Genomic DNA, 23803 nt, shown 5'->3' on the forward strand with positions numbered 1-23803 from the left:
CTCAACCCCTCACTCGGGCTTCAGGGATAGAAACGGCCTGTAGCCGATTGATGTTCCCGGCTTTTTGGGCGCGTCCCGTGCGACGACCGGCGCGCGGCTTGTTCAGCCCCAGCAGGCGACGCAGCTTGAACTGGGCCTTGATCCAGCCCTCGGACGACGACTGAAGGATGCGCTTCACGTCCACGAACGTGACGTCGCCCATCCCCGACAGGGTGTGGAAACCGTCCTCGTGATCGGCCAGCAGGCCGGTCGGCTCGAACCGCTTGACCGGCCGCGCCTCGAAGGCCTCGGGCGTCAGGGTCTCGATACGCAGCAGGTTGATCGCCGCGCCATAGGTGGTCGAGCAGTCCTGCACCGGCAGGTGCAGGGCGTCGTCGTGGACGAAGGCCGTGCCGCCCGGGCGCGAGGCCTCGAAGCCGGCCCGTACCGGATTGGCCGCATGCGGCGTCCAGGGGCCCATCAGGCTGTCCGCGAAGGCGACGTGCAGCTCGCGCATGGCCCGGTCCGCCGGACCCGGCAGGCTGTAGAAGGCCCACCAGCGGTCGCCGTGCTTGACCACGGTCGCGTCGATGGCCGGCACGTCCATGATCTGCTTCACCGGCTCCCACTGGTCGGGGAAGCGCACGCAGCGGTACAGTGTCAGGCCGCCGGACTTGTAGCCCTCGGGCAGCATATAGAGCTCGCCGCCGTCCTCGATCAGCGAGGGGTAGGACAGGTGCACCGGCTCGATCAGGGCTGTGCCCTGCCCGATCAGGCCATTGTCGGCGCCGTACTGGTAGAAATGGATCTCGCCGCGGCGGACGCGATAGTCGAAGGCCTCGACGAAGACGGTCAGAACGCCGTCGCGCTCGATCCCGAACGGGTCGGCGACATACTGGAACGGGCCGGAGTCCGGCAGCCATCTGACTTCGTCCGAACGCACGCCGCCGGTCGCCGTCACACTGGACAGCGAACGCCTGACAAATCCGGAACGCCAGATATCGTACATCACGGCCCCAACCGACCGCTCTGTGTCGGTCTCAGGGATAGGACGGCGCCGGGTCGGAACGACCTCAAGAAATACAGTGAAAAGATCGTAAATTCGCGAGCGCGCGCTCCCGCCTGTTCGTCGCGGACGACGCGAGAGACGCCTTGCCTCAAAAAATCAGGCGCGGCATGAAGCCTGCAAGGTTAAACCCCATCGACGCCGCTGCGTCGAAACGAGGCGAAACGGGAAGGAAATCAACTTTTTGACCGCGCCGCCCGCGCACCCTCTGGTCGCCGCCTATTTCGAGCAGCGCGAAGCCCTGGGGCGGTTCCTCCAGGCGCGCCTCGGCGCGTCCGCCGACGTGGAGGACCTGCTGCAGGACCTCTATGTGAAGGTCGTGGGGCTGGATCCCGCCACCGAAGTGCGCGACGCCCGCGCCTTCCTCTATCGCCTGACCTCCAACATGATGATGGACCGTTGGCGTTCGGGTCAGAGGTCGGTGGCGCGCGACGCGGCCTGGCGTCTGGCCAACCACGCCGTCGGCGTGTCCGAGGACATGGACGACGCCCCCTCGGCCGAGGCCGTCGTCGCCGGCCGCCAGCGCCTCGCGAAGCTGACCGCCGCCGTCGAGCGCCTGCCCGACAAGACCCGCACCGTCTTCACCCTCCACAAGTTCGAGGGGCTCAGCTACGCCGAGGTGGCCGTCCGGCTCGGCGTGTCCCGCAGCTCGGTCGAGAAACACATGATGGACGCCCTGCGCACGCTCTCGGCAAAGGTGAAATCATGAATTTTACGGCCAAGCTAAATTATAACGAAGGTGATAGGCTTTCGGCGACGTCTAGGGATCAGACGCCCTTTCAAACCCCGCCCGAACAGCTTCCGACTTCATGATCACGACGCAACCGCAAATCGAGGAACAGGCGCTGGAGTGGTTCGTCCGCCTCAGCGACGTCGATGCGCCCGCGTCTGACTGGCTGTCGTTCCAGGACTGGCTCGAGGCGGACGATTCCCACCGCTTCGCCTATGACGCGGTCGAGCGCACCTGGGTCGAACTCGACGCCGTTCCGGTCGGCGCCGCCGAGGTGACCGTCCTGCCCGTCGCCGCCAATGACGAGGACGTCCGTCCCGCTGCCCGCCGCGCGGCCCGCCGCCGTCCCGTCTGGCTCTTCCCCTCGGTCGCCGCGGCGGCGGCCGCCGCCCTGGTCGTCGGGGTGTGGCCCCAGATCGACGGGGTCGGCGATGTCCAGACCTGGCATACGGACGCCGCGCCCCGGACCGTGACGCTCGACGACGGGTCGCGCATCGTGATGAACCGCCATTCGGACCTCAGCGTCCGGATGGACCGCAAGGCCCGCACCGTGACCCTGTCCGAGGGCGAGGCGGCCTTCGACGTGACCCACAATCCCGCCCGCCCCTTCACCATCACGGCGGGCGACCACAACGTCCGCGTGCTGGGCACGGCCTTCAACGTCCTGAACCACGGCGACCGCTTCTCGGTCGGCGTCGAGCGCGGCGTCGTCGCCGTGACCCCGGCCGGCGCGGCCAAGGCCGCCGCCGTCAGGCTGGTGGCGGGACAGAAGATCGACCAGACCGGGACGCAGTCGCCGACTCTCTCCCAGGTTGCGGCCGATCAGACCTCGATGTGGCGCCAGGGCATGCTGGTGTATCGCGACGCCGTTCTTTCCGACGTCGCCGACGACCTGTCGCGTTATTTCGGCAAGCCGGTTACAGTGGACGCGTCCGCGCGGTCTATGCACTTTACCGGTGCTCTGCGCGTGGGCGATGAGGCCACGATGTTGAAGCAACTCCAGGATTTCGTTCCCGTCCATGCGACCCGGTCCTCGACCGATGTGCGCCTGACCGGTGACGCCCGCTAGCCACCGGCGTCGCCTCGGGGCGGGGTTTCGCCGGGCCTTCGGGTCGATGCTGGCCATCAGCAGTCTGACCACGCTTCTGGCGACCCCCGTCGAGGCGCAGCAGTCGCGCGCCTTCAACATTCCTCGTCAGGGCGTGCGCGACGCCCTTCTCGACCTCGCCCTGCAAGGCCATCGCTCCCTCGGCGGAGAGGTCGGCGCCTGCCGGGGCGTGAGCCCGGCCGTCCACGGCGCCATGAGCCTGGAGACGGCGCTCGGGCGGATCCTGGCCGGCAGCGGCTGCACCTGGGCGATCGGCGCGGGCGGCGCGGTCATCATTCGCCGCGCCGTCGCCCCCACGCCCGCTCCCGCCCCACGCCGCCCCTCTCCCCCGGCCGTCGAGTATCCCGACGAGGCGTCCGAGCTCAGCGACATCGTCGTGACCGCCGAGCGCCGCCCCGACACGGCCCAGCAGGCGCCGGCGGCCCTGACCGCCCTGTCCGGCGACCGCATCGGCCTGGCAGACGTCACCGACCTGACCGACGTCAGCTCCCTCGTCGCGGGGATGACGGTGACCAATCTGGGCTCGGGCCGGAACAAGATCCTGCTGCGCGGCATGTCGGACGGCGCCTTCACCGGCCTGACCCAGTCGACGGTCGCCATCTATCTCGACCTCGCCCCCATCACCTACAGCGCGCCCGATCCCGATCTGAAGCTGCTCGACATCGACCGCGTCGAGGTGCTGCGCGGCCCCCAGGGCACCCTCTACGGCACCGGACCGATCGGCGGGGTGGTCCGGATCGTCACACATCGTCCGGACCCGGACGATGTGAAGCTGGAGCTGTCGGCGACCAACTCCTGGACCCACTCCGGCGGCCAGAACACCGACTATTCGGCGACCGCCAACCTGCCGCTCATCAGGGACCGGCTGGCGGTCCGGGGTTCGATCTACGAGGAGTCCTTCGGCGGCTATATCAACGATGTGAACCTGAACCTGCACCGGGTGAACGACGGCTCGCGGCACGGCGGGCGGATCGCCGTGGGGGCCTGGCTCAATCCGGACTGGAGCCTGACCGCCGGCTATGTCCGTCAGGCGATCAAGACCGAGGACACCCAATATGTCTATCGGGTCCTGGGCGGCCTGACGCGGGCCAATCTGGTGCGCGAGCCGCACCGCAACGAGTTCGAGGAATCCTATGTCACCCTCAACGGCCAGGGCGACTGGGGCCGGCTTGACGCCTCCCTGGCCTCGATCGACCATGATTTCACCAGCCGTTACGACGCCTCCAGCGCCCTGATCACCTTCGGGTCCTTCGGCCGGATCGGCGCGCTGGACGAGGCCAAGAACATCCATCTTCTGGTCGGCGAGGCGACCCTGCATTCGCCGGATTCCGGCCCGTTCAAATGGCTGGCGGGCGGCTTCTTCTCGACCAGCAAGACCCCCGCGACCACGACGCTGTCGGCGCTGCGTCCCCTGCCCGTCGAGTTGATCTACACTGAGGACCGCGTCGACAAACTGGATGAAATGGCCGTCTACGGCGAGCTGTCGCTGGACTTCCGACCCGACCTGACCGCCACCGTCGGCGCCCGCTACTATCGCGTCAGCTACAGCGCGATCTCCGACGTCAATCATTACGGCTTCCACCGCCCCTTCATCGGCGACGGTGACGCCGCGGGCCTGTCGCCGAAATTCGGGCTGGACTACCGGTTCAGCCCCGACCTGAACCTCTACGCCCTGATCAGCCAGGGTCACCGCGCGGGCGGCTTCAACACCGCGGGCCCCATCTGGCAGCAGTTCACCGGCCGGGTCGGCCAGCCCGCGCGCGAGTACAAACCCGACACCCTGTGGAACTATGAGATCGGGGCCAAGGCCCGGCTGTGGGACGGCCAGGTCCAGGCGCGGGTCGCCGCCTTCGTCTCGCGCTGGAATGACATTCAGAGCGACCAGTTCCTGCCCAGCGGCCTGGCCTATGCGGTCAATGTCGGTGACGGGGCGAACAAGGGACTGGAGATCGAGACCAACTGGCGGCCGAACGACGATCTGGTCCTGCGCTTCAATGCCCTTCTGGCCGATCCGGCGATCACCCGGCCCAGCCCGGCCTTCAACTCCAAGGGCGATGCGGGTCTGCCCGGTGTCCCCGCGATCTCGGCCAATCTGAACGCCAGCTATCGTCGCCCTCTGCGATGGGGCCTGGAATTCGCCTCCGAGGCCGTGGTGACCTATGTCGGGGCCTCGCGCCTGACCTTTGACGCCTCGCGCCGCTACCGGATGGGCGACTATGTGACCGGCCGCCTGTCCGCCGGGATCGAGGGCGATCACTGGACGGCGACGGCCTTCGTGGACAATCCCGCCGACACCGAGGCCAACACCTTCTCCTTCGGCGATCCCTTCCGCCTGCCCGAGGCCCTGGCCACTACGCCGCTCCGTCCCCGGACCATCGGCCTGACCCTGACCTGGGCGCCCTGGTAGTCTGAAAATTCTGCATGGCGATCCGGGGCTTGATTTGCTCTAAGTCGCAGTGATGCGTTCCCCCATCGCCTCAGAGACGCCGACGTCCACGCCCCCGCCGAAAGCCGGGAAGCGACGCCGGGCGGGCCGTATCGCCCTCGTGTCCGGCGGCGCGGCCGTGGTCGTCGTCATCGTCCTGGCGGGCGGCCTCTATCTGAACCGACGGGCGGCGGCGCAGCAGATCCTGACCGGCTGGCTGGAACAGCAGGGCGTCCCGGCCCAGGTTCAGGTCCAGCGCCTTGAACTGAACGGATTCACCGGCCGCATCGTCATCGGCGATCCCGCCCACCCCGACTTCGTGGTCGACCGGGCCGAGGTCGACTACGCCATCGGCGCCCCTTGGTCGCGGACCGGCTTCGGCGTCACGCCCGGCCGCATCCGCCTCGTCCGCCCCGTCCTCTCGGCGCGCTGGCGTGACGGCAAATTCTCGATGGGCGCCCTGGACCCGCTCGTCAAAAAGTTCACCGGCCAGCCGCCGAAGCCCGACAGCCACGGTCCGCTGATCCTGGTGGAGCACGGACAACTCCGGCTCCAGAGCGACTACGGCGCCGTCACCGTCCTCGCCGACGCCCGGGTCAATGATGGCAAGCTGATGCGACTGGTCGCCCGCATGCCGGCGGCCTCGCTGAAAAGCGGCGAGACCTCGGTCACAGGCCTTCAGGCCGACGTCGATCTGACCACCACGGGCGACCGGATCGCGGTGACCGTCCATTCCGCCGCCGAGGCCGTCTCGGGCCCGGCAGGCCGAGGCCGCGACCTGCGTCTGACCCTGACCGGGGCCCTGCCCTACCCCGACCTCAAGACCCGGCGCGGCGATGGCCATGCGCGGGTTCAGGCCGCCCTGACCGCCGGCTCGGCCACGACCGGCCAGAACAGCCTGACCGACGCCGCCCTGAACCTGACCTTCGACGGCCAGACCCAAGGGTGGATCGAGGCCTTCCGCATTACCGGCGCGACCGACCTCGCCCTGACCGCGCGCGAGGCGTCCACCGAAACCCTGACGGTCAACGGCCTCAACGCCACGGCGAACGGCGCCCGCACCGAGGTCGCGCGCGGCGCCACAGGCTTCCGCACCACTCTCTCCGGACCGGTCGCGGCCAACGCCGACCGCTTCCGCTTCGGCGAGCTGGACCTTCGGACCGTTCGCACCACGACCGCGCTTCAACTGGTCGCCGACGACGCCCTGCGGATCAACGCCGACATCGCCGCCACCGCCGCCCAAGGCGCCTGGCCGCTGTTCGGCCCGGTGGCGTCCGACGACATTCCCGAGCTGGCGGAGATGAAGCGGGCGCTCGGCGACTTCGCCGTCTCCGCCCCCGCCGTGCATCTGACGGTCGGCCCCACGGGAACCGAGGCCCGTCTCAGCCGTCCCGTCCGCCTGACCCCGGCCAACGGCGGCGTCCTGACCCTGACGGCGGCCACCACACCCGTCTTCGCCGCCGCGCCCGGTCAGTTGGGCGGCGGGGCCCTGTCGGTCACGGCGACGCGCGGAAAGGGCCTGCCCGAGGCCACGGTCGCCGTTCCGCGCTGGAGCCTGACGCCTGCGGGCTTCTTCGCCGATCTCGACGCCCGCGCCGCCCTCGACTTCGGCCTGGCCCAGGGCCTGACGGTGCGCACGGCCGGCCGCCTGACCTCGGCCAACGCCCGCCTGACCTACGCCACCCGGGCCTGTAGCGCCTTCACGGCCCATCTGCTGGAGCTGGGCGAGAACGACGTCTCCGACGTCGCCGGCCAGCTCTGCCCGCCCGCCGGACCTCTGGTCACCGTCGACAACGGCGGCTGGCATGTGCGCGGTCGTTTCGCTGGCGTCTCGGCCGCCGCCCCCTTCCTCGAGGCTCGCGTCGCCGACGCCGAGGGCGGCCTGACCGTCGATGGCTCGAAGGGCGGCGACCTGACCCTGTCGGCCCGGATCGAACAGGCCACGGTCCGCGACGCCGCCGCCACGCGCCGCTTCAATCCGCTCGCCCTGACCGGGACCGCCGGCCTCGCGAAAGAGCAATGGACCGGGACCTTCGACCTCGCCTCCGGCAAGAACCCGCTCGGGCGGATCGAACTGCACAACAATGGGATCACCGAAAGCGGCGGCCTGACGATCGACACCGGCATGCTGACCTTCGCGCAAGGGGGCTTGCAGCCGCTGGACCTCAGCCCCCTCGTCGCCGGCTTCGTCGAGCCGCCGGTCACCGGTCAGGCCCGCTTCACCGGCCGCTTCGACTGGACGCCCGAGACCCAGACCAGCTCCGGCGTCATCACCGTCCCCGGCCTCGACTTCACCAGCCCGGTCGGCGCGGCGAAAGGCCTCAAGGGCGAGGTCGTCCTGACCAGCCTCGTCCCGCTGACGACCGCCCCGAACCAGACCCTGACGCTGGACAGCCTGGCCTCGGTCACCCCCCTGACCGACCTGAAGCTGGAGTTCGGCCTCGACCTGACGCGCTTCACCCTCGGCGGCGCCGATCTGAAGGTCGGCGGCGGCGTCGTGCGGATCGAGCCCCTGTCGGTGCCCTTCGACCGGACGAAGACCATCACCGGCGCCCTGGTCCTCGACAAGGTCCAGATCGGCAACATCTTCTCGGGCGCGGGTCTGGACGACAAGGTCAAGCTGGACGCCATCGTCTCGGGCCGCCTGCCCTTCACCTCCGGCCCCGAGGGCGTCCGCGTCCAGGGCGGGGTCCTGAACGCGGTCCAGCCCGGCCGGCTGTCGCTGCAGCGCGAGGCCCTGACCGGCATGGAGGCCTCCAACGCCGACACTGAAGTGCCGCCGAACATGATGACCGATCTGGCCTATCAGGCGCTGGAGAACCTGGCGTTCGACGACATGACCGTGGTGGTCAACAGCCTCGACGCCGGCCGTCTGAACCTGCGCTTCGCCATCCACGGCCGCCACGACCCGCCGCAGAAGCAGGATATCCGCCTGACCTGGCTGCAGGTCCTGCAACGGCGCTTCCTCGACAAGCCCCTGCCCCTGCCCTCGGGCACGGGCGTCAATCTGAACCTCGACACGACCCTGAACGCCAACCAGCTGATCGGCGATCTGCTCGAGCTCAACCGCGTTCGTCAGGGCCAGACGACCGCCACCACGCCGCCGACCCCCTGAAAATGTTCAGGGGCCATTCACCCCGCACCGCGTTAAGGTGGGGGACGTCATCGATTCCGGAGTTGCGACCATGATCACAAAGCGGACCCTCGCCGCACTGGCCCTCGGCAGTCTCGCCGCGGCCGGCGCCTCGGCCTGCACCCCGACCGTGCGTCTGGAAGTGGCCCCGATCACCATCAACGCCACGCTCAGCGCCGACGTCCGCATCCGTCTCGACAAGGAGCTGCAGACGCTCCTTCAAGAGAACCCCAACCTGTTCTGATGGGAAAGATTCAGCAGATGACCTTCCGCAAGATTCTCGTCGCCGCCGCCGCCGTCGCCCTTCTGGCCGTCGGCGCCGTCGCCACCACGGCCATGGCCCAGACCTCCGAGCAAAAGGCGATGATCGACGCCGCCAAGGCGCAGGGGACCGTGGGCGAACAGGCCGACGGCTATGTCGGGGTGCGCACCTCCGCCAGCCCCGAGCTCCGCGCCGCCATCGAGGCCACCAACTCGGGCCGCCGCGGCGTCTACGCCCGCAGCGCCGCCGAGGCCGGCACCACGACGGAAATCGCAGGCGCCCGGATGTTCGAGACCCAGCTTCTGGGCCGCGTCAGCTCCGGCCAGTGGTACAGGAACGCCGCCGGCCAGTGGGTCCAGCGCTAGGAAAAGCCTGACCGGCGGGGATCACCCCGCCGGTTTCAGCAACTGGGCGATCGCCGCGTCCAGCTGGGCGTCCCGGCCCGCCAGGGTCTCGCCCAGAGGCCGTTCGACGTTCTGATCGACCGCGCGCGGGTGCATCTCCATATCGTCGCCCGCCGAGCCCTGAATCCGCGATCCCGGCAGACGCACGGTCGAACCGTCGATCAGCCGCTCGCTGCCGGTGAAGATGATCCAGCCCGCCGTCGGCTGACCCACCACCTTGCCCAGACCCAGGGTGCGATAGCCCTCGGTGAAGTCCTCGGCGTCCGACAGTGAGGACTCGTTGGTCACCAGCACCGTCGGCTTGTCCAGCGCCCTCTGCCCCAGCGCCTGACGGCTCGGCAGGGTGAACAGGTCGCGCGGCGTCATGTGCAGGAAGTTGCGGCGCGAGAAGACGTCCAGCGCATAGCCGTTTACAAACCCGCCGTTGTTGTTGCGGATGTCGATGACGATGCCCTCCTTGCCCTGGTTCTGGCTGTCGAGGTCCAGATAGAGCTGGTTCAGGCTGTCCGCCGACATGTCGGCCATATGGACATAGCCCAGCCGCCCGCCTGAGGCCCGCTCGACATAGGCCCGGCGGCTCGCCACCCACTGACGATAGGCCAGACCCGAGGCCGTTCCCGCCCCCACCGGCCGCACGATGGCCTCATGCCGTCCCGTGGCGTTGGTGAAGCCCAGCACCACCCGGTCGCCGACCTGGTTCTGCATCAGGGCGTCGAGATTGGTGTTCGCCTCGATCGGCTGGCCGTTCACGCTGACGATCCGGTCGCCGACCTTGATCGCGCCGGCGATGAAGGCCGGGCCCAGATTGACCACCTCGCGCACGATCAGGCCGCGCCCGGCCTCATAGGCCTCCCGGTCGAAGCGCAGGCCCAGGTCGCCGATCCGGTCGGTCGGAACCGAGCCGCGCGGCGCCCCCATGCCCGAGTGGGACGCGTTCAGCTCCCCGATCATCAGATTGAGCGTCCGGCGCAGCTCGTCACTGGTCCGCGCGCCCGCGACATAGGGCTGGAACCGGGCGCGCAGGGCGGTCCAGTTCTGGCCGTTGAAGTTGGGGTCGAAGAAGTTGCGGTTCAGGGTGCTCCAGGTCTGGTCGAACACCACCTGCTTCTCGCGGGCGAAGTCGACGTCCATCTGGGCCTGGATGCCGATGGTCTTGGCGCGCGGGCTCTCCAGCGGGGTCGTCACCACCGAACCGCCGTCCAGATAGAACAGGGTCTTGCCGTCGCCGGTCAGATAGAAGTCCGGCTTGGGCTTGGGGGTGGAGCTGATCTGCTGGGCCACCGGCGGCTCGGTCGCCAGCTCGTCCAGCGACCACGAATAGAGGCTCTCCTGCCCCCGCTCGCTGGCGCGGAAGACCAGGGTCTTGCCGTCATTGCTGATCACCGGCCCGTCGGCGTTGAGGCCCAGCGGCAGCAGGGTCGCCCGCTCGCGGATGCCGTCGAAGACGATGGAGACGCTGACCGGCGGCGTGCGCGGCGGCGTGGCCGGCGGGGCCGCGCGCCGGCTGGCGGCGGGAGCGGAGCCCGCTGCGGGCGGTGTCGCCGCCGGAGGCGTGGTCGACGGCGCATCCGGCGTCTCGGTCTTGGGCGCCTCCGGATTGAACAGGTCGCGGAAGGCGTCCTCCCGGTACTTCGGCACATGCGGCAGCAGGTCGATGCGCACGATCCGCGAGTCCTCGGTGCGCTGGGAGGTGTCGAACAGGATGAACTTCCCGTCCGGCGACCAGACGATCTTGCCCATCTGGCCATTGGCCAGGAAGCTGATCGGACGAGCCTCACCGCCCGCCGCCGCGACCACATGAACGTTGGTGAAGGACCGGCGGTCAACCACCGGGAAGGCGATCCATCTGCTGTCCGGCGACCAGACCGGCGTCGGCCCGCGCTCGTCCGTCGCCAGGGCGCCGGTGAACAGCACCCGATCCACGGCCGCCTGACCCGCCGTCGGCAGGGTCATGACGTGCAGTTCCTTCGCGTCGGTCACATAGGTGATCGACTTGCCGTCCGGCGCATAGGCGATCGCCGAAGCCATGCCCGAGGTCGTCAGCAGGGTCTCGGTCGAGGTCTCGAAATCGTACTGGGCGATCACATGGTCCAGACCGCGCTCGGTGACATAGAGCAGCTTCCGCGAGTCCGGCGACCAGACCATCTCCCGCTCGGCGGCCAGGCTGGTGGTCACGCGCTGGGCCGGGCCGCCGTCCTTGGACCCCACCGCGAACAGCTCGCCATGGGCCAGGACCGCGACCTTCTTCCCGTCTGGCGACAGGGCCATCCGCTCGAAGTTCGTCAGGGTGACGTGGCGCTGGCTCTCGGCCGCCGAGGCGCCGCGCAGGGTGATCGGCACCGCCGCCGCCTGCCCCGTCGCCGGATCCACCTTCCAGACGCCGAAGTCGCGTTCGAACACCACCGCCGAGCCGTTCGCCGCCATGTTCGGATACAGGAAGCGCCCGCTCGTGAACCGGGTCACCTGCGCGGCCTCCCCGCCCCCCGACGGAATGCGCCACAGGTTCTCAGACCCCGAGGCGTCGCTCATGAAGAACAGGGTGCGGCCGTCCGGGCTCCACATCGGCCAGGCGTGCTTGGCCTCGTCGGCCAGCAGCCTGCGATAGGCGCCGTCCGCCGCGATCGGCTTCACCCAGATCTCGGTCTCGTCGATGTGGGAATGGCCGTTGCGCCACCACTGGCCGTTGCTCAGTCCCCGCGCCATCAGGGCGATGGACGATCCGTCCGGCGAGGGCGCGGCCTGGAATTCCGACAGATACTGCTCGCGGCTGACCTCCAGCGGCGTGCCGCCGGTCGCGGCGACGCGGAAGATGTCGGGCTGGCGACCCACGTCGTTGATGCCCGAGGCGAAGTAGAGCCACTTGCCGTCCGCCGACCAGGCGTCCAGCTCCTCATTGGCCTCGGCATAGGTCACCCGCGTGGTCGCGCCGCTGGCCAGGTCGAGGATGTAGATGTTGGCGTTGCCGCCGCGCGTCGAGGTGAAAGCCAGCTTGGTCCCGTCCGGCGAATACAGAGGCCGCCCTTCCGTCGCCGCGTCGGTCACCAGCAGGTGCGCCACCCCGCCCGAGGCCGAAACCTCCCAGATGTCGCCGCCCGAGACGAAGGCGATCTGACTGCCGTCCGCCGACAGGCTGGGCTCGGCCAGCGACGGCCTCGCCTCCCCCACGGTCTGGGCGTTGGAGGTCTGCGCCAACGCCTGGCCCTGGACGAAAAGCTGCATCAGGGCGACCGCGATCAGGGTCGCCGCCTGGTTGGTTTTCATGTGGTTTTCGCCCCGGGGGAAGTCGTCTTGGATCAGGCGCGCATCGCGCGGCGAATGGCCGCGCTTGTCAAGCCGCTTGACCAACCCATAACCCGTCAGTTATGGGATAATCCATAACCACAAAGTTATCGATTTTCATGACCCCCGCCGACCCCGACCTCCTGTTCCGCACCCTCGGCGACCCGACGCGCCGGGCGCTGTTCGAGCGCCTGTGCCGCGAGGGCGAACAGACGGTCGGCGCCCTGACCGCCCGGGCCGGCGTGTCCCAGCCGGCGGTGTCCAAGCATCTGGGCGTGCTGCGTCAGGCCGGGCTGGTCAGCGACCGGCACGAGGGCCGCCAGACGTATTGCAGCGCCCGCCCCGGCGCCCTGTCGGCCCTGACCGACTGGACTCGCGACATGACCGACTTCTGGGAGGCCCGTCTCGACGGCCTCGGAGACCTGCTGAACAGGATGGACCAATGACTGAATCCGTTATCGTCGAGCGGGAATACCCGCATTCGCCCGAGAAGCTCTGGCGCGCCCTGACCCAGCCGCACCTGATCGAGGAATGGCTGATGAAGAACGACTTCGTCCCCGAGGTCGGCCACGGGTTCAAGCTGCGCGGCGACTGGGGCGGGGTGCTGGACTGCCAGGTCCTGACGCTCGAGCCGAACCGCACCCTGGCCTACAGCTGGGACTTCGACAGCGAGGACCCGGCCTTCGCCCTGAAGAGCGTGGTCACCTTCACCCTCACGCCCACCGACGGCGGCGTGCATCTGCGCATGGAGCAGGCCGGCTTCCGTCCGGAGCAGAAGCAGGCCTCGGGCGGGGCGAAGTTCGGCTGGGCGAAGTTCCTCGACAACCTCGACCAGTTGCTGACGCGAGAGGGCTGAGCCATGAACGCCCTGATCCGTCAGACGCACCGCTGGCTGTCGATCGCCTTCACCCTGGCGGTGATCGTCAACATCGTCGCCCTGATCCAGAAGGCCCAGGCGGTCTGGATCGGCCTTCTGGCCCTCTTCCCCCTGATCCTGCTGCTGGTGTCGGGCCTGTATCTGTTCGCCCTGCCCTATGTCGCGCGCTGGAGGCGGACGCCCGGCTGAACGGTCGAGCTCAACCTGGCGCCGCCCGCGACCTTAAACGGCTGAAATCATACGGCCTTGGTGTCCACACGGGCCAATCGGTTCAGCATGGTTCGCGGCTGTGTCAGGATGTCCGTTCGGTCTTTGACAACATGGCGCAGGGCGTCCGCGAACGTGGCGCCGACTGCACTCCGGGGCCACGCCCGAGTGCAATCCCTTATCGCGATACCGGCCCTTTAAAATCATAGCCTTATCCAGACAACCTCAGGACTGACATTCAAAATTGCACTTTTTGCACTCACTTTTTTCGAGTGCAAACCGACGCCCTCAGCCGTGCCGGACCACGCAGCGGAAGCCGACGTGGGAGGTCGAGGTGTCGACCGGCTGGGCGTGCCGCGCCGCCGGCCGGTAGCGCCGGCAGTAGGACGGGGCGCACAGGTGCGACCCGCCCTTCAGCACCTTGCGCGGGATGCGGATGCTGGGCTGGGCCGGGTCGAAGCTGGCCTCCAGCTCCCCTCCGCGCGGGTTCTTCGGCGCACAGCAGGCCCGGCTGACCGGGGCGTCGGTCGACCACCAGTCCTGGGTCCATTCCCAGGTGTTGCCGATCATGTCGTACAGGCCGAAGCCGTTGGGATCGAACGACCCGACCGGGCTGGTGTAGCGTCGGCCCTCCGGCTTGCGGTTGTTCCAGGGGAAGTCCCCCTGCCAGGTGTTGGCCATGACCCGGCCGCCGGGCTCGAACTCCTCACCCCAGGCATAGGCGCTGTCGCTGCCGCCCCGCGCCGCGTACTCCCACTCGGCCTCGGTCGGGATCTCGGCCCCGGCCCAGCGGGCATAGGCTGCCACGTCGGCCCAGGCGACATGGACCACCGGGTGATCCCACAGCCCGTCCAGGGTCGTGCCCGGACCGCGCGGGTTCCGCCAGTTCGCTCCGTTCAGGTAATGCCACCAGGCGCGGATGTCGTGCAGGGGCACAGGGCCGGGCGGCGGGGTGAACACCAGCGACGCCGGCTGCAGCATCTCGGGCGGCGCGCCCGGATAGTCCTTCGGGTCCGGCGGGATCTCGGCGAAGGTGGTCCAGCCCGTGTCCTCGACGAACTCGGCGAAGTCACGGTTGGTTACCGGATGGAGGTCGATGGCGAAGGAATCGACCATGACCGCATGGACCGGCGCCTCCTCGGCATAGTGGTCGTCCGACCCCATCATGAACAGCCCGGCGGGCAGTTCCACGCGGGCCGGGCGGCGCGGATCCGCCTTGCGCGCCCGGGCGCTCAATGCGGTCGCTCCTGATGGGCGCGGGCCATGGTAGGTCGCGCCTCGGACGGGCCTGTGATCGGCATGGTGGTGTCTCCCTCGACTGACCGCCACAGTGACCCGCCGCCGCGCCTCGAAAGATCGGGTCAAACCCCGAAGATCGCCCGAAAACAGCAGGCTCGTGGGCTTCTGTGGCCGCCGGACCACTCGCCCGTCAGGGCGTGATCAGATGCTGTTTGATGGCGAACCGGACGAACTCGCCGGCGGTCCTGACCCCGGCCTTGCGCATGGCCGAGGCCCGGTGGGTCTCCACCGTCTTGACGCTGATGTTCAGGTCGCGGGCGATGGCCTTGTTGGACTGGCCCTCGGCGATCAGCTGGGCGACCTCCAGCTCCCGCACGGTGAAGGTCTTCAGCCGTGACCGCTTGCGGTCCTGGACCAGGCCGTCCAGCAACAGCTCCGAGACCCAGGGCGAGAAGTACGGCCGCCGCGCCCCGATCGCCGAGATGGCCGCGCTCAGATGCTGTTGGGTGTCGGTCTTGAGGATATAGCCCTTGGCCCCCGCCGCCAGCCCCTCGTTCACCGTCTCGTCGTCGTCCCGCATCGTGAACAGCAGCACCGAGATCTCCGGCGCCTCCTGTTTGAGCCGGCGCGTCAGCGTGACCCCGTTCATGTGCGGCAGAGAGACATCGAGAACCGCGATGTCCGGCCGCAGCTTCAGCGCCATCTCGAACGCCGTATCGCCGTCGGCGGCCTCTCCGACCACCTCCCACGCTGGATTGGCGGAGATGATCTCACTCACCCCGCGGCGAACGACTTCATGGTCGTCCGCCAATAGTATCCTGAGCACAGCACCCTCCCCGTCGACCCGTGTCAGGAAAAACCATTAGGGGTCGAATAACTTCAGTATATCCGAAAAAACCCCTAGGAGTTGTGTTATACGTCTCGCACAAGGGCTATTCAGGAGGCGGCTTTGTCAGGGGCCGATGCTCGAACCCGCGCGACCGTCACGGCGTCGTTCGACGCTGACGGTGCGCGCCCGCCCACCGTGGCGGATCATCACCATGGCTCCGGCCTGTCGCCGGGCATGGCCTATATCCTCGATCTCGAGACCGGTCGGCCGAAGTATATGGACGCCTTCCTCGAGCGTCTGCTGGTCCCGGGCGACGGCTCGTTCCGGTTCGCCGGACTGCGACGTCGGCTGTCGCCGTCGGACGTCGCCATCCTCAACGGCCATCTGAAGACGCTGCACAACCTGCCGCCCGGAGAGATGGCCGATGCGGTGATCTCCGTGCCCCAGGCCGACGATCGCATCTGCTGGCTGCACCTGCGGTCGCGCCTGCTGGCCCGGCCGGGAGAGACGCGGGCCCGCCAGATCATCGGCGCCGCCGTCGAGGTGACCGCCGACTACGCCCCGGCCCTGATCAAGGATCTGGAGCGGCGGATCATCCACGCCGAGGAGGCCGAGCGCCGCCGGATCGGCCGCGAGCTCCACGACTCCACCATCCAGCACCTGGTCGCCCTGGACATGCTGCTGGGCTCGCTCGAGGCCAGGCCCGAAGGCGGCGACCGCGCGATCGTCAAGGAGATGCGCGAGACCCTGAGCTCGGTGCAGAACGAGATGCGCACCTTCGCCTATCTGCTGCATCCGCCCTCGATCGAGGAACAGGGGCTGGAGCAGACCCTGCGACGCTTTGCCCAGGGCTTCTCGCGCCGCACGGGGCTGGCTATCGAACTGGACGTTCGCCTGAACGGCGCCTTCCTGCCCTTCGACACCGAGGTCGCCCTGTTCCGCATCGCCCAGGAGGCGCTGATGAACGTGCATCGGCACGCCCACGCCCAGACGGTCAACGTCGAACTGACCACCCTGCCTACCGAGGTCAGCCTGACGATCACCGACGACGGGCGCGGCATGAACAGCGCCCAGCTGGCTTTGGCGATGAAGGGCGGCGGGGTGGGCATCGCCAGCATGCGGTCCCGGATCACCTCCCTGGGCGGCGCCCTGAGGCTGGACTCCAATGGCCGCGGCGTCTGCGTCTCGGTCACGGCCCCCAGGCGGTCGCGCCGGGCCTGAGCCCCGCCGGGCGTTTCCGGCGCCGGCACAAGGGTCTGACCTGATGCCTGGCTGTCACCATATGTGATGTGGTCTTCCGAGTTTGTCTGGAAGCCGCCATGTCCGCGATCCTGCCCTCATGGAGGGACGGCCCCGCCCGGAACGCCGTCCTGAACCTCGTCGCCATGACGACCGACCCGTCGAGCGCCCGTTTCATCGCGCCCGAGGACCGCATCGCCGTCTTCGGCCATGACGGGACCCTGTGGTGCGAAACCCCCACGACGGTGCAGACCCTGTTCGCCCGGGAAAGCCTCGAACGGCTCGCCGACAGCGCGCCGTCGCTGCGGGACCGCGAGCCCTTCCTCACCCTGCTGGAACGCGATGCGGCGGCGGCGCATCGCCTGGGCCGCCGAGCGGTGTTCGAGGCGACGACTCTGATCGACGCCGGCCTTTCGCTGGCCGAGTTCGAGCGCCGCGTCGAGGACTGGCTGGCGGAGACGCCCAACCCCCAGCTGATCCGCCACTGTGCGGACCTCGCCTACCAGCCCCAGCGTGAACTGCTTCAGTTCCTGGGCGAAAGCGGCTTCCACTGCTGGATCGTCTCAGCGGGCGGCGCGGACTTCATTCGGGTCTTCTGCGAACGCCTGTACGGCATCCCGCCCGAAAGGGTCATCGGCAGCTCCGGCTGCATGGAGCAGAGGTTCGACGCCCAAGGCGGCTCGGCCCTGTTCAAACTACCGATCGTGCGCCTGTTCAACGACGGCGAGGCCAAGGTCGAGGCCATCGCCGACCATATCGGACGCCGGCCGGTGCTCGCCTTCGGCAGTTCGGACAGCGACCTGCCGATGCTGCGCTACGCTCTCGGAGGCCCCTCGCCGGGGTTGGCGCTGATGCTGCACCACGACGACGCCCTGCGCGAGGCGATCTACGACCGCGAGAACCAGCTCAGCCCCCTGGTCGAGGGATTGGATCAGGCCGGGCGGCTGGGACTGACCCTGGTGTCCATGGCCCGGGACTGGCGCACCATCTTCGCCTGAACCCTAGAAGGCTCCGGGATCCGCCGACGCCCCCTCGACCGTGCGGTCGAAGATCCGGGGCGGTTGGACCGCGAGGGAGTCCTTCAGGATCAGCATCGGCCGTTGGGATTCCCGCACCCCGCCCGAGACGGGACGGTCGATATCCATGATCAGGAGCAGGGACAGGGTGAAGAGCAGGCCCAACAGGCCGGTCAGCGCCACCCCGTGCCGCCCGTACAGGACGAAGCCGAGCACGCCCGCGCTGACGATCTGATAGATCAGCAGCAGGACGAAGACCTCCGACGGCACATGCAGGCCGCGCGCGACCTTGCGGGCGGTGTCCATGTCGATGACCGCATTGACGGACTCCACATAGGCTCCCGAGAACTCGGCGTCGCGGATGGCGGGCATGACCGCCACCGTCTCGGCCCAGAGGTCGGTCAGCAGCCGGTCGTTCTGGCGCACAAGGGTGTCGCGCCGCTCCCCGGGCGCTTCGGTCGTTCCCAGCGCGATCCGGTTGTCGGTATAGGCCACCAGAATGCCGCTGACCCGGTCCCGATTCGGCGACGGCAGGAGCTGGGCGCGCAGATAGGCCGTGCCGATATCATTGGCCTCCTCCAGCACCAGGGCGCGCCGGCCCTCGTAGCGCTCGATCGCCAGGGAGAAGGTGAAGCCCAGCAGCAGGGCCAGCAGGCCCAGCACGCCCGAGACGATATAGCCCTCCTGCCCCGAGGCCTTCTCGTCGCCGCTGCCGGCGCGGCTCTCCATCCAGCGCCGGGCCAGCCAGCCGATCGTCGCCGTCGCGCCCATGGCGGCGATCAGGCCGATGCCGACGATCCATAGCGGGGTCGCGTCCAGCGCGCCCGTGAGTCCACTGCTCATGCTTCAGCCCTCCGTGACCGCCAGGGTGGCGCTTCCGGGCGGGCGGCGCCTATCGGTCGGATTCCCTAGTCGGGCCTGTGATCCGCCCCGCGTTCCAAGGGTTTGAGGCCCCTCGGGCGGTGAGGGTTCGACCCGAGTGGCGCCCGGGGGCGATGATCGCAGTGTGAAGCTCCACCTGGAGACACGCCATGCAACGACCGACACCCGCCCGCATCGCCGCCACCCTGGCGATCGCCACTTCCCTCGGCCTCGCCGCATGCGGCGGCGGCTCGTCCACCACCGCCATAGAGACCCAGACCACCGGCCAGCAGCTCATCGACCTGAAGGCCGCCCTCGACGCCGGGGTCATCACCCAGCGGGAATACGACGCCAAGCGCGCCCAGATCCTGCGCCACAACTAGACCCGGGATCCCGCCGTGCGCCGAGGCCTTTCGGCCCTGTCCATCCTGCTCGGCCTGGCCGTCGCCTGCTGCGGCGCCCCTGCCTTCGCGTATAGGGCGTTTGCTTCTCAGGCTTTCGCGGATCAGGCCCCGCCCGCGATCAGCGGGCGGGCCGCCATGAAGGCGATCGCCACCACCCCGACCGCCAGCAGCAGGAAGGCGATGACGAAGGTCGGCGTCGCCGAATAGTGGATGTCGCTGTGCAGCAGATGGGCGCCGTAGAGCCGCTCGCGCCGGCTGTTCAGGCCGCGCCCGAAATGCATGTGGGACACGATGCCCATGATCAGCAGCAGGACGCCCAGACTGACCAGGGCCATGCCGAGATTACGCGGCCCCGAGCTGATCGACGGCATCGCGCCGCTCTTCTGCAACTGGCGGAAGGCCTCGAAGATGGTGAAGCCGAAGCTGATCAGGGACAGGGACGTCCTGACGATCGACATCAGGGTCCGGTCCGCACTCATCCGCGTCCGCTCGAACGACAGGCTGGTGCGATTGGACGAGAGCTCGACCGAGGGAGAGCCGGCGATGAACTGGCTGTCTTCAACCGATTTGTCGGACATGCGGACGGCTCCTGGATGACGGGCCTCCATCCAACGCCGCCCTTCCCGGCCTGACGATCAGGTCTTTCCCCCAGCCTTGCCTCCATGAGGCCCGGGAGCCTCGCGGCAGGGTTTGACCCGATCCCGGTCCGTCGGAAATCCGGGTCTCCTCGCCACCGTCAGGAGGTGAGCCATGGAAGAGATCTTCAAGGACGTCGCGGGCGCCGTCTCGCTGGGATGCGAGTTTCTCGCCGTCCTCTGCGTGGCGATCGGCGCGATCAAGGCCGCGGCCCTGTGCGTCGGTCCCCTGATCAAGGGCAGTCCGGGCATCGCCTTCAAGCCGCCCTGGATCGCCCTGGCCGTGTGGCTGATGCTGGCGCTGGAGTTCGCCCTGGCGGCCGACATCGCCGACACCGCCGTCGCCCCCAACTGGACCGATATCGGCCAGCTGGCCGCTATCGCCGCCATCCGGACCCTGCTCAACTTCTTCCTGGAGCGGGACCTGGACTCCATGAGCGAGACGACCGCGATCGCGGGGATTGGAGCGCCTGCGACCGAGGCGTGACGCCGGACATCCCGGCCACGGCCAACGGCCCCGCGTCTTCCAGCGCGGGGCCGCTTTGCGTTCCGCGCCATGGGCTACGGCTACGGGCTATGGTCAAACGGAAAAACGACCCCGCGTCGGAGAACGCGGGGCCGCAGTGCGCCCGGGAGTTGGGGCGTTCCGGGACCCGACGACATCCGGCGGTTGGGGGGCTACCGGGCTATCGGGCAAACTCATAAGACACTGAACCCGCCCCGAAACCCATCCGGTCGAACCCTGATACGCGGCCTCACGAACCCCGAGATTCTCAGGCCTCGAGACGATATCCGACGCCCGGCTCGGTCAGGATGACCGCGGGATGGGCCGGGTCCTGTTCCAGCTTCTGACGCAACTGGCCGATGACGACGCGCAGATACTGGGTGTCCTCGACGTGGGCCGCGCCCCAGACGGCGGTCAGCAGTTCGCGGTGGCCGATGACCTTGCCGGCGTGGCGCGTCAGCCAGGCCAGGACGTCGAACTCCTTGGGCGTCAGCTTGACCGCCGCCCCGTCCCTGAGCACCCGGCGGTGCTCCAGATCGATACTGAGGACGCCGACGCTCAGCGGCTGCCCCGCCTCGGCGGCGGCCGGCGCCTGACGCAGGCTGACCCGGATGCGGGCCAGCAGCTCCCCCACCCCGAAGGGCTTTTCGACATAGTCGTTGGCGCCCCGGTCGAGGGCCTCGATCTTCTCCGCCTCCTTGTCGCGCGCCGACAGGATGATGATCGGCCCGGCATAGAACTCGCGCGCCCGCGTCAGCACGTCCTTGCCATCCATGTCGGGCAGGCCGAGATCCAGCACCACGGCGTCGGGGCTCCACAGGGCGATGGCGCGTAAGCCCTCCTGTCCGCTGTCGGCGCGGCGCGGCTCGTAGCCGGCGGCGTCGAGCGCCGGGGACAGGAAGCGGTGGATCTGGGCCTCGTCGTCGATGACGAGGACGCGGGGACGGACAGCCGACATGGGGCCTCTATAGCAGCTCGCGGTGGGTCGCGATGGCCTTGGGCAGACTGATCAGCACGCGGGTCCCGTGGCCGTCGGCGATCGGGCTGGCCGCCGCGATCCGCCCGCCCATGGCCTCGACGAAGCCCTTCGAGATGGCCAGACCCAGTCCGGCCCCTTTCGAGCGATCCGAAGGCTCCTCCATGCGGCGGAACTTGTCGAAGACCCGCTCCAGTTCCTCGGTCGGGATGCCCCTGCCCTCGTCCTCGATGGAGATGACCACCGCGCCCCGGTCCTCATAGGCGGCCAGTTCGACCGTCGAGCCGTCGGGGCTGTAGGCGATGGCGTTCTCCAGGATGTTGACCACCGCCTGCTCCAGCAGCCCCTGATCGACCATGACGAGGCTGAGCTGGGCCGGGAAGTCGCGGGTCAGGACGCGGGTCGACAGCCGCCGCCCGACGCGTTCGGCCGCCGCGTTCAGGACGTCGCGGACGTCGGTCCAGTCGGCCTTGATGTTCAGCCCGCCGCCCTCCAGCCGGGTCATGTCCAGCAGGTCCCCGACATAGCGGTTCAGCCGCTCTGCCTCCTCACGGATCGACAGCAGCAGGTCGGCGCGGACGGCGGGGGTCAGGGTCTTGCCGAAGTCGATCAGGGTCGTCGCCGAGCCCAGCACGGTCGAGAGCGGCGTCCGCAGATCATGGCTGACCGAGTTCATCAGGGCGCCGCGGAAGCGGTCGGCGCGGCGCAGGGTCTCGGCCTCCAGCGCCTGCCCGGCCAGCTCGGCGCGCTCGATGGCGACGGCGCCTTGATCCAGCAACGCCAGCGCCAGCCGCTCCTCGTCCGAGCCGGGCGCGAGCGCCTCGGCCTCGATGCCCGCCACGCCGGAGCGGCCGCGCACCCCCTGCAGGGGGCGGAAGGTCCAGCTGGACTGCGGCAGGGTGCCGGTCCCGAAGCCCGCCGCCTCCCCATGCTCCCAGGCCCAGCGGGCGGCGGCCATGGGGGCGGCGCCGAGCGTCGGCGCATCGGGAGCCCCGGCGGCGATGGCGATGTCCTCGCCCTCCGGCAGCAGGACTACGGCGCGGGCGCCGGCGGCCTCGGCGGTCTGTTCGGCCAGGATGCGGGCGGTCTGGACCCGGTCGTCGGCGGCGGCCAGGGCCTGACTGGCGCCCAGCAGGGCCGAGACGGCCGAGGCGCGGCGCTTCGTCGCCTGCGCCTGCTCGCGCATCCGCCCCGCCAGCGCCCCGGTCAGCAGGGCTACGCCCCAGAAGACCACCAGCGTCAGCACATCCGTCGGCGAGCCGATGGCGAGGCTGTAGCGCGGATGCAGGAACAGAAAGTTGTAGGTCAGGAAGGCCAGGGTCGCCGCCGCCAGCGCGGGCCTCGAGCCTCTCAGCGCGCCGGTGGTGACCACCGCCGCCATATAGATGACACCCAGATCGACGCGCTCGAAGCCCCGGTCCAGAGGCACGGCTGCCGCCGTCGCGGCCCCGACGAAGACCGCACCGTCCAGATAGCCGCGCCAGCCGCCCAGCCGGCTCGCCAGACTGACCTTCACCGGCGTGACGGGGTCGACGCCCCTGGCCTCCACGCCTTCGGTGACGATGTGGATCGCCGCGCCTTTCGCGGACCGCAGCAGTTCGGCGGCCAGGGACTTGCCGAACAGGTCGCGCAGCCGGCTGTCGCGGCCCTTGCCCAGCACGATCTGGGTCACATGGTTGCGCTGGACGTGGTCCATGACCGCGCGAACCACGTCCTCGCCGCTCAGGGTCACGGTGCGGGCGCCAAGCTGTTCGGCCAGCTTCAGGGCGGCGCTGAGCCGGGCGTCGCCCTCGGCCGAGCGGGTCGCGCGGTCGACCGTGGCCACGGTCCAGGGCGCGTCCATCATCATGTCCGACATGCGCCGCCCGGTCCGCACCAGCGACTGGGCCATGGCGTCGCCGCCGACCAGGACGAGGATCCGCTCATTGACCGCCCACGGCCCGGCCGTCCCCTGCTCGCGCAGATGGACCAGAAGCTGGTCGTCGACCGTCTGGGCCGCCCGCCTCAGCGCCAGTTCGCGCAGGGCCGTCAGGGTCTCGACCTTGAAGAACTTCTCTGACGCGAGGCGCGCCGTCTCGGGCACATAGACCTTGCCGTCGGCCAGCCGGGTGCGCAGCTCGTCGGGGGTGATGTCCACCACCTCGATGTCGTCGGCCCGGCTCAGGGCGACGTCGGGCACGGCCTCGCGCTGACGCACCCCGGTGATCCGCAGGACCACGTCGGACAGGCTCTCCAGATGCTGGACGTTCAGCGTCGTCCAGACGTCGATCCCCGCCTTGAGGATCTCCTCGACGTCCTGCCAGCGCTTGGGATGGCGCGAGCCCGGGGCGTTGGAATGGGCGTATTCATCGACCAGCAGCAGGCCGGGCCGCCGGGCCAAGGCGCCGTCGATGTCGAACTCCAGCAGGGTCCGGCCGCGATAGTCGATCGGGTTCCTCGCGAGAACCTCCAGCCCGCGCAGCAGGCTGGCCGTTTCCTTGCGCCCATGGGTCTCGACCAGGCCCACGACGACGTCGAGGCCCTCCGCCTTCCGACGTCGGGCCGCGCGAAGCATCTCATAGGTCTTGCCTACCCCCGGCGACATGCCGAGGAAGACCTTCAGCCGCCCCCGTTTCCGGGAAGCGGCTTT

General features: G+C 69.2%; 21 protein-coding genes. 13 read left to right on the forward strand and 8 right to left on the reverse strand.

The window, feature by feature from the left end; genetic code table 11:
• Position 1: 1 nt before the first annotated feature.
• Entirely contained in the window at positions 2-922 is a 921-nt protein-coding gene (locus ACW172_RS00270) for a glucosamine inositolphosphorylceramide transferase family protein (protein WP_492033202.1), read from the reverse strand.
• 307 nt (positions 923-1229) lie between these two features.
• On the opposite strand from ACW172_RS00270, the gene ACW172_RS00275 reads away from it, so the two are divergent.
• The 6 genes from ACW172_RS00275 to ACW172_RS00300 all read left to right on the forward strand — a co-directional run bounded on the left by ACW172_RS00275 (position 1230) and on the right by ACW172_RS00300 (position 9068).
• Complete coding sequence (locus tag ACW172_RS00275; RefSeq protein ID WP_492033203.1) at positions 1230-1754, forward strand: RNA polymerase sigma factor; 525 nt, start codon at positions 1230-1232, stop codon at positions 1752-1754.
• 100 nt (positions 1755-1854) lie between these two features.
• On the forward strand, positions 1855-2844 hold the full coding sequence (locus ACW172_RS00280) for a FecR family protein (protein ID WP_492033204.1): 990 nt from the start codon (positions 1855-1857) through the stop codon (positions 2842-2844).
• A gap of 46 nt (positions 2845-2890) precedes the next feature.
• Positions 2891-5290, forward strand: a complete 2400-nt coding sequence (locus tag ACW172_RS00285; protein ID WP_492033205.1) for a TonB-dependent receptor — start codon at positions 2891-2893, stop codon at positions 5288-5290.
• A 52-nt stretch (positions 5291-5342) separates the two neighbouring features.
• Positions 5343-8423: an intermembrane phospholipid transport protein YdbH family protein gene (locus ACW172_RS00290; RefSeq protein WP_492033206.1), complete on the forward strand. Its 3081-nt coding sequence runs from the start codon at positions 5343-5345 to the stop codon at positions 8421-8423.
• A gap of 70 nt (positions 8424-8493) precedes the next feature.
• A complete protein-coding gene (locus tag ACW172_RS00295; protein WP_492033207.1) occupies positions 8494-8685 on the forward strand; it encodes a YnbE family lipoprotein in 192 nt (63 codons plus the stop codon).
• Positions 8686-8702: 17 nt separating this feature from the next.
• The gene (locus tag ACW172_RS00300; protein ID WP_492033208.1) at positions 8703-9068 is read left to right on the forward strand and encodes a YdbL family probable chaperone protein; all 366 of its coding nucleotides are present in this window, start codon (positions 8703-8705) and stop codon (positions 9066-9068) included.
• A gap of 21 nt (positions 9069-9089) precedes the next feature.
• Here the strand turns inward: ACW172_RS00300 and ACW172_RS00305 are convergent, their stop codons facing one another.
• Entirely contained in the window at positions 9090-12368 is a 3279-nt protein-coding gene (locus ACW172_RS00305; RefSeq protein WP_492033209.1) for a S41 family peptidase, read from the reverse strand.
• 137 nt (positions 12369-12505) lie between these two features.
• On the opposite strand from ACW172_RS00305, the gene ACW172_RS00310 reads away from it, so the two are divergent.
• Genes ACW172_RS00310 through ACW172_RS00320 form a run of 3 tightly spaced genes read left to right on the forward strand, consistent with a single transcriptional unit; the run spans position 12506 to position 13452 of the window.
• Positions 12506-12832, forward strand: coding sequence for an ArsR/SmtB family transcription factor (locus ACW172_RS00310; protein ID WP_492033210.1), 327 nt, complete (start codon positions 12506-12508; stop codon positions 12830-12832).
• The gene (locus tag ACW172_RS00315; RefSeq protein ID WP_492033211.1) at positions 12829-13242 is read left to right on the forward strand and encodes an SRPBCC family protein; all 414 of its coding nucleotides are present in this window, start codon (positions 12829-12831) and stop codon (positions 13240-13242) included. Before ACW172_RS00310 ends, ACW172_RS00315 begins: the two co-directional genes overlap by 4 nt.
• 3 nt (positions 13243-13245) lie before the next feature.
• On the forward strand, positions 13246-13452 hold the full coding sequence (locus ACW172_RS00320; protein ID WP_492033212.1) for a hypothetical protein: 207 nt from the start codon (positions 13246-13248) through the stop codon (positions 13450-13452).
• A gap of 306 nt (positions 13453-13758) precedes the next feature.
• Here the strand turns inward: ACW172_RS00320 and ACW172_RS00325 are convergent, their stop codons facing one another.
• Together ACW172_RS00325 and ACW172_RS00330 are read right to left on the reverse strand one after the other, a co-directional pair.
• Positions 13759-14706 (reverse strand): formylglycine-generating enzyme family protein, encoded by a 948-nt coding sequence (locus ACW172_RS00325; RefSeq protein WP_492033213.1) that lies wholly within the window; start codon positions 14704-14706, stop codon positions 13759-13761.
• 193 nt (positions 14707-14899) lie between these two features.
• Complete coding sequence (locus tag ACW172_RS00330) at positions 14900-15487, reverse strand: response regulator (protein WP_492033214.1); 588 nt, start codon at positions 15485-15487, stop codon at positions 14900-14902.
• A gap of 171 nt (positions 15488-15658) precedes the next feature.
• Here ACW172_RS00330 and ACW172_RS00335 point away from each other — a divergent pair, with 171 nt between their 5' ends.
• Complete coding sequence (locus ACW172_RS00335) at positions 15659-16759, forward strand: sensor histidine kinase (protein ID WP_492033215.1); 1101 nt, start codon at positions 15659-15661, stop codon at positions 16757-16759.
• Positions 16760-16857: 98 nt separating this feature from the next.
• A complete protein-coding gene (locus ACW172_RS00340) occupies positions 16858-17775 on the forward strand; it encodes an HAD family hydrolase (RefSeq protein WP_492033216.1) in 918 nt (305 codons plus the stop codon).
• Between the two features lie 3 nt (positions 17776-17778).
• Here ACW172_RS00340 and ACW172_RS00345 read toward each other — a convergent pair whose 3' ends face one another.
• A complete protein-coding gene (locus ACW172_RS00345) occupies positions 17779-18636 on the reverse strand; it encodes a bestrophin-like domain (protein ID WP_492033217.1) in 858 nt (285 codons plus the stop codon).
• 188 nt (positions 18637-18824) lie between these two features.
• On the opposite strand from ACW172_RS00345, the gene ACW172_RS00350 reads away from it, so the two are divergent.
• The gene (locus ACW172_RS00350) at positions 18825-19037 is read left to right on the forward strand and encodes an SHOCT domain-containing protein (protein ID WP_492033218.1); all 213 of its coding nucleotides are present in this window, start codon (positions 18825-18827) and stop codon (positions 19035-19037) included.
• A gap of 122 nt (positions 19038-19159) precedes the next feature.
• Here ACW172_RS00350 and ACW172_RS00355 read toward each other — a convergent pair whose 3' ends face one another.
• Positions 19160-19636 carry a YidH family protein gene (locus ACW172_RS00355; protein ID WP_492033219.1) on the reverse strand — a complete coding sequence of 159 codons (477 nt, stop codon included), beginning with the start codon at positions 19634-19636 and terminating at the stop codon, positions 19160-19162.
• Positions 19637-19808: 172 nt separating this feature from the next.
• Here ACW172_RS00355 and ACW172_RS00360 point away from each other — a divergent pair, with 172 nt between their 5' ends.
• A complete protein-coding gene (locus ACW172_RS00360) occupies positions 19809-20180 on the forward strand; it encodes a DUF1622 domain-containing protein (RefSeq protein WP_492033220.1) in 372 nt (123 codons plus the stop codon).
• 286 nt (positions 20181-20466) lie between these two features.
• On the opposite strand, the gene ACW172_RS00365 is transcribed toward ACW172_RS00360, so the two are convergent.
• A complete protein-coding gene (locus ACW172_RS00365) occupies positions 20467-21156 on the reverse strand; it encodes a response regulator (RefSeq protein ID WP_492033221.1) in 690 nt (229 codons plus the stop codon).
• A 7-nt stretch (positions 21157-21163) separates the two neighbouring features.
• The gene (locus tag ACW172_RS00370) at positions 21164-23758 is read right to left on the reverse strand and encodes a DUF4118 domain-containing protein (RefSeq protein ID WP_492033222.1); all 2595 of its coding nucleotides are present in this window, start codon (positions 23756-23758) and stop codon (positions 21164-21166) included.
• Positions 23759-23803: the final 45 nt, after the last annotated feature.

Source organism: Brevundimonas sp. ALps5 (assembly GCF_058681645.1).

Excerpts from the sequence above, each read along its gene's own strand:
- ACW172_RS00280 (WP_492033204.1), top strand. The coding sequence starts at position 1,855 with ATGATCACGACGCAACCGCAAATCGAGGAACAGGCGCTGGAGTGGTTC.
- ACW172_RS00285 (WP_492033205.1), top strand. The coding sequence starts at position 2,891 with ATGCTGGCCATCAGCAGTCTGACCACGCTTCTGGCGACCCCCGTCGAG.
- ACW172_RS00290 (WP_492033206.1), top strand. The coding sequence starts at position 5,343 with ATGCGTTCCCCCATCGCCTCAGAGACGCCGACGTCCACGCCCCCGCCG.
- ACW172_RS00295 (WP_492033207.1), top strand. The coding sequence starts at position 8,494 with ATGATCACAAAGCGGACCCTCGCCGCACTGGCCCTCGGCAGTCTCGCC.
- ACW172_RS00300 (WP_492033208.1), top strand. The coding sequence starts at position 8,703 with ATGACCTTCCGCAAGATTCTCGTCGCCGCCGCCGCCGTCGCCCTTCTG.
- ACW172_RS00305 (WP_492033209.1), bottom strand. The coding sequence starts at position 12,368 with ATGAAAACCAACCAGGCGGCGACCCTGATCGCGGTCGCCCTGATGCAG.
- ACW172_RS00310 (WP_492033210.1), top strand. The coding sequence starts at position 12,506 with ATGACCCCCGCCGACCCCGACCTCCTGTTCCGCACCCTCGGCGACCCG.
- ACW172_RS00315 (WP_492033211.1), top strand. The coding sequence starts at position 12,829 with ATGACTGAATCCGTTATCGTCGAGCGGGAATACCCGCATTCGCCCGAG.
- ACW172_RS00320 (WP_492033212.1), top strand. The coding sequence starts at position 13,246 with ATGAACGCCCTGATCCGTCAGACGCACCGCTGGCTGTCGATCGCCTTC.
- ACW172_RS00340 (WP_492033216.1), top strand. The coding sequence starts at position 16,858 with ATGTCCGCGATCCTGCCCTCATGGAGGGACGGCCCCGCCCGGAACGCC.
- ACW172_RS00345 (WP_492033217.1), bottom strand. The coding sequence starts at position 18,636 with ATGAGCAGTGGACTCACGGGCGCGCTGGACGCGACCCCGCTATGGATC.
- ACW172_RS00350 (WP_492033218.1), top strand. The coding sequence starts at position 18,825 with ATGCAACGACCGACACCCGCCCGCATCGCCGCCACCCTGGCGATCGCC.
- ACW172_RS00355 (WP_492033219.1), bottom strand. The coding sequence starts at position 19,636 with ATGTCCGACAAATCGGTTGAAGACAGCCAGTTCATCGCCGGCTCTCCC.
- ACW172_RS00360 (WP_492033220.1), top strand. The coding sequence starts at position 19,809 with ATGGAAGAGATCTTCAAGGACGTCGCGGGCGCCGTCTCGCTGGGATGC.
- ACW172_RS00365 (WP_492033221.1), bottom strand. The coding sequence starts at position 21,156 with ATGTCGGCTGTCCGTCCCCGCGTCCTCGTCATCGACGACGAGGCCCAG.
- ACW172_RS00370 (WP_492033222.1), bottom strand. The coding sequence starts at position 23,758 with ATGTCGCCGGGGGTAGGCAAGACCTATGAGATGCTTCGCGCGGCCCGA.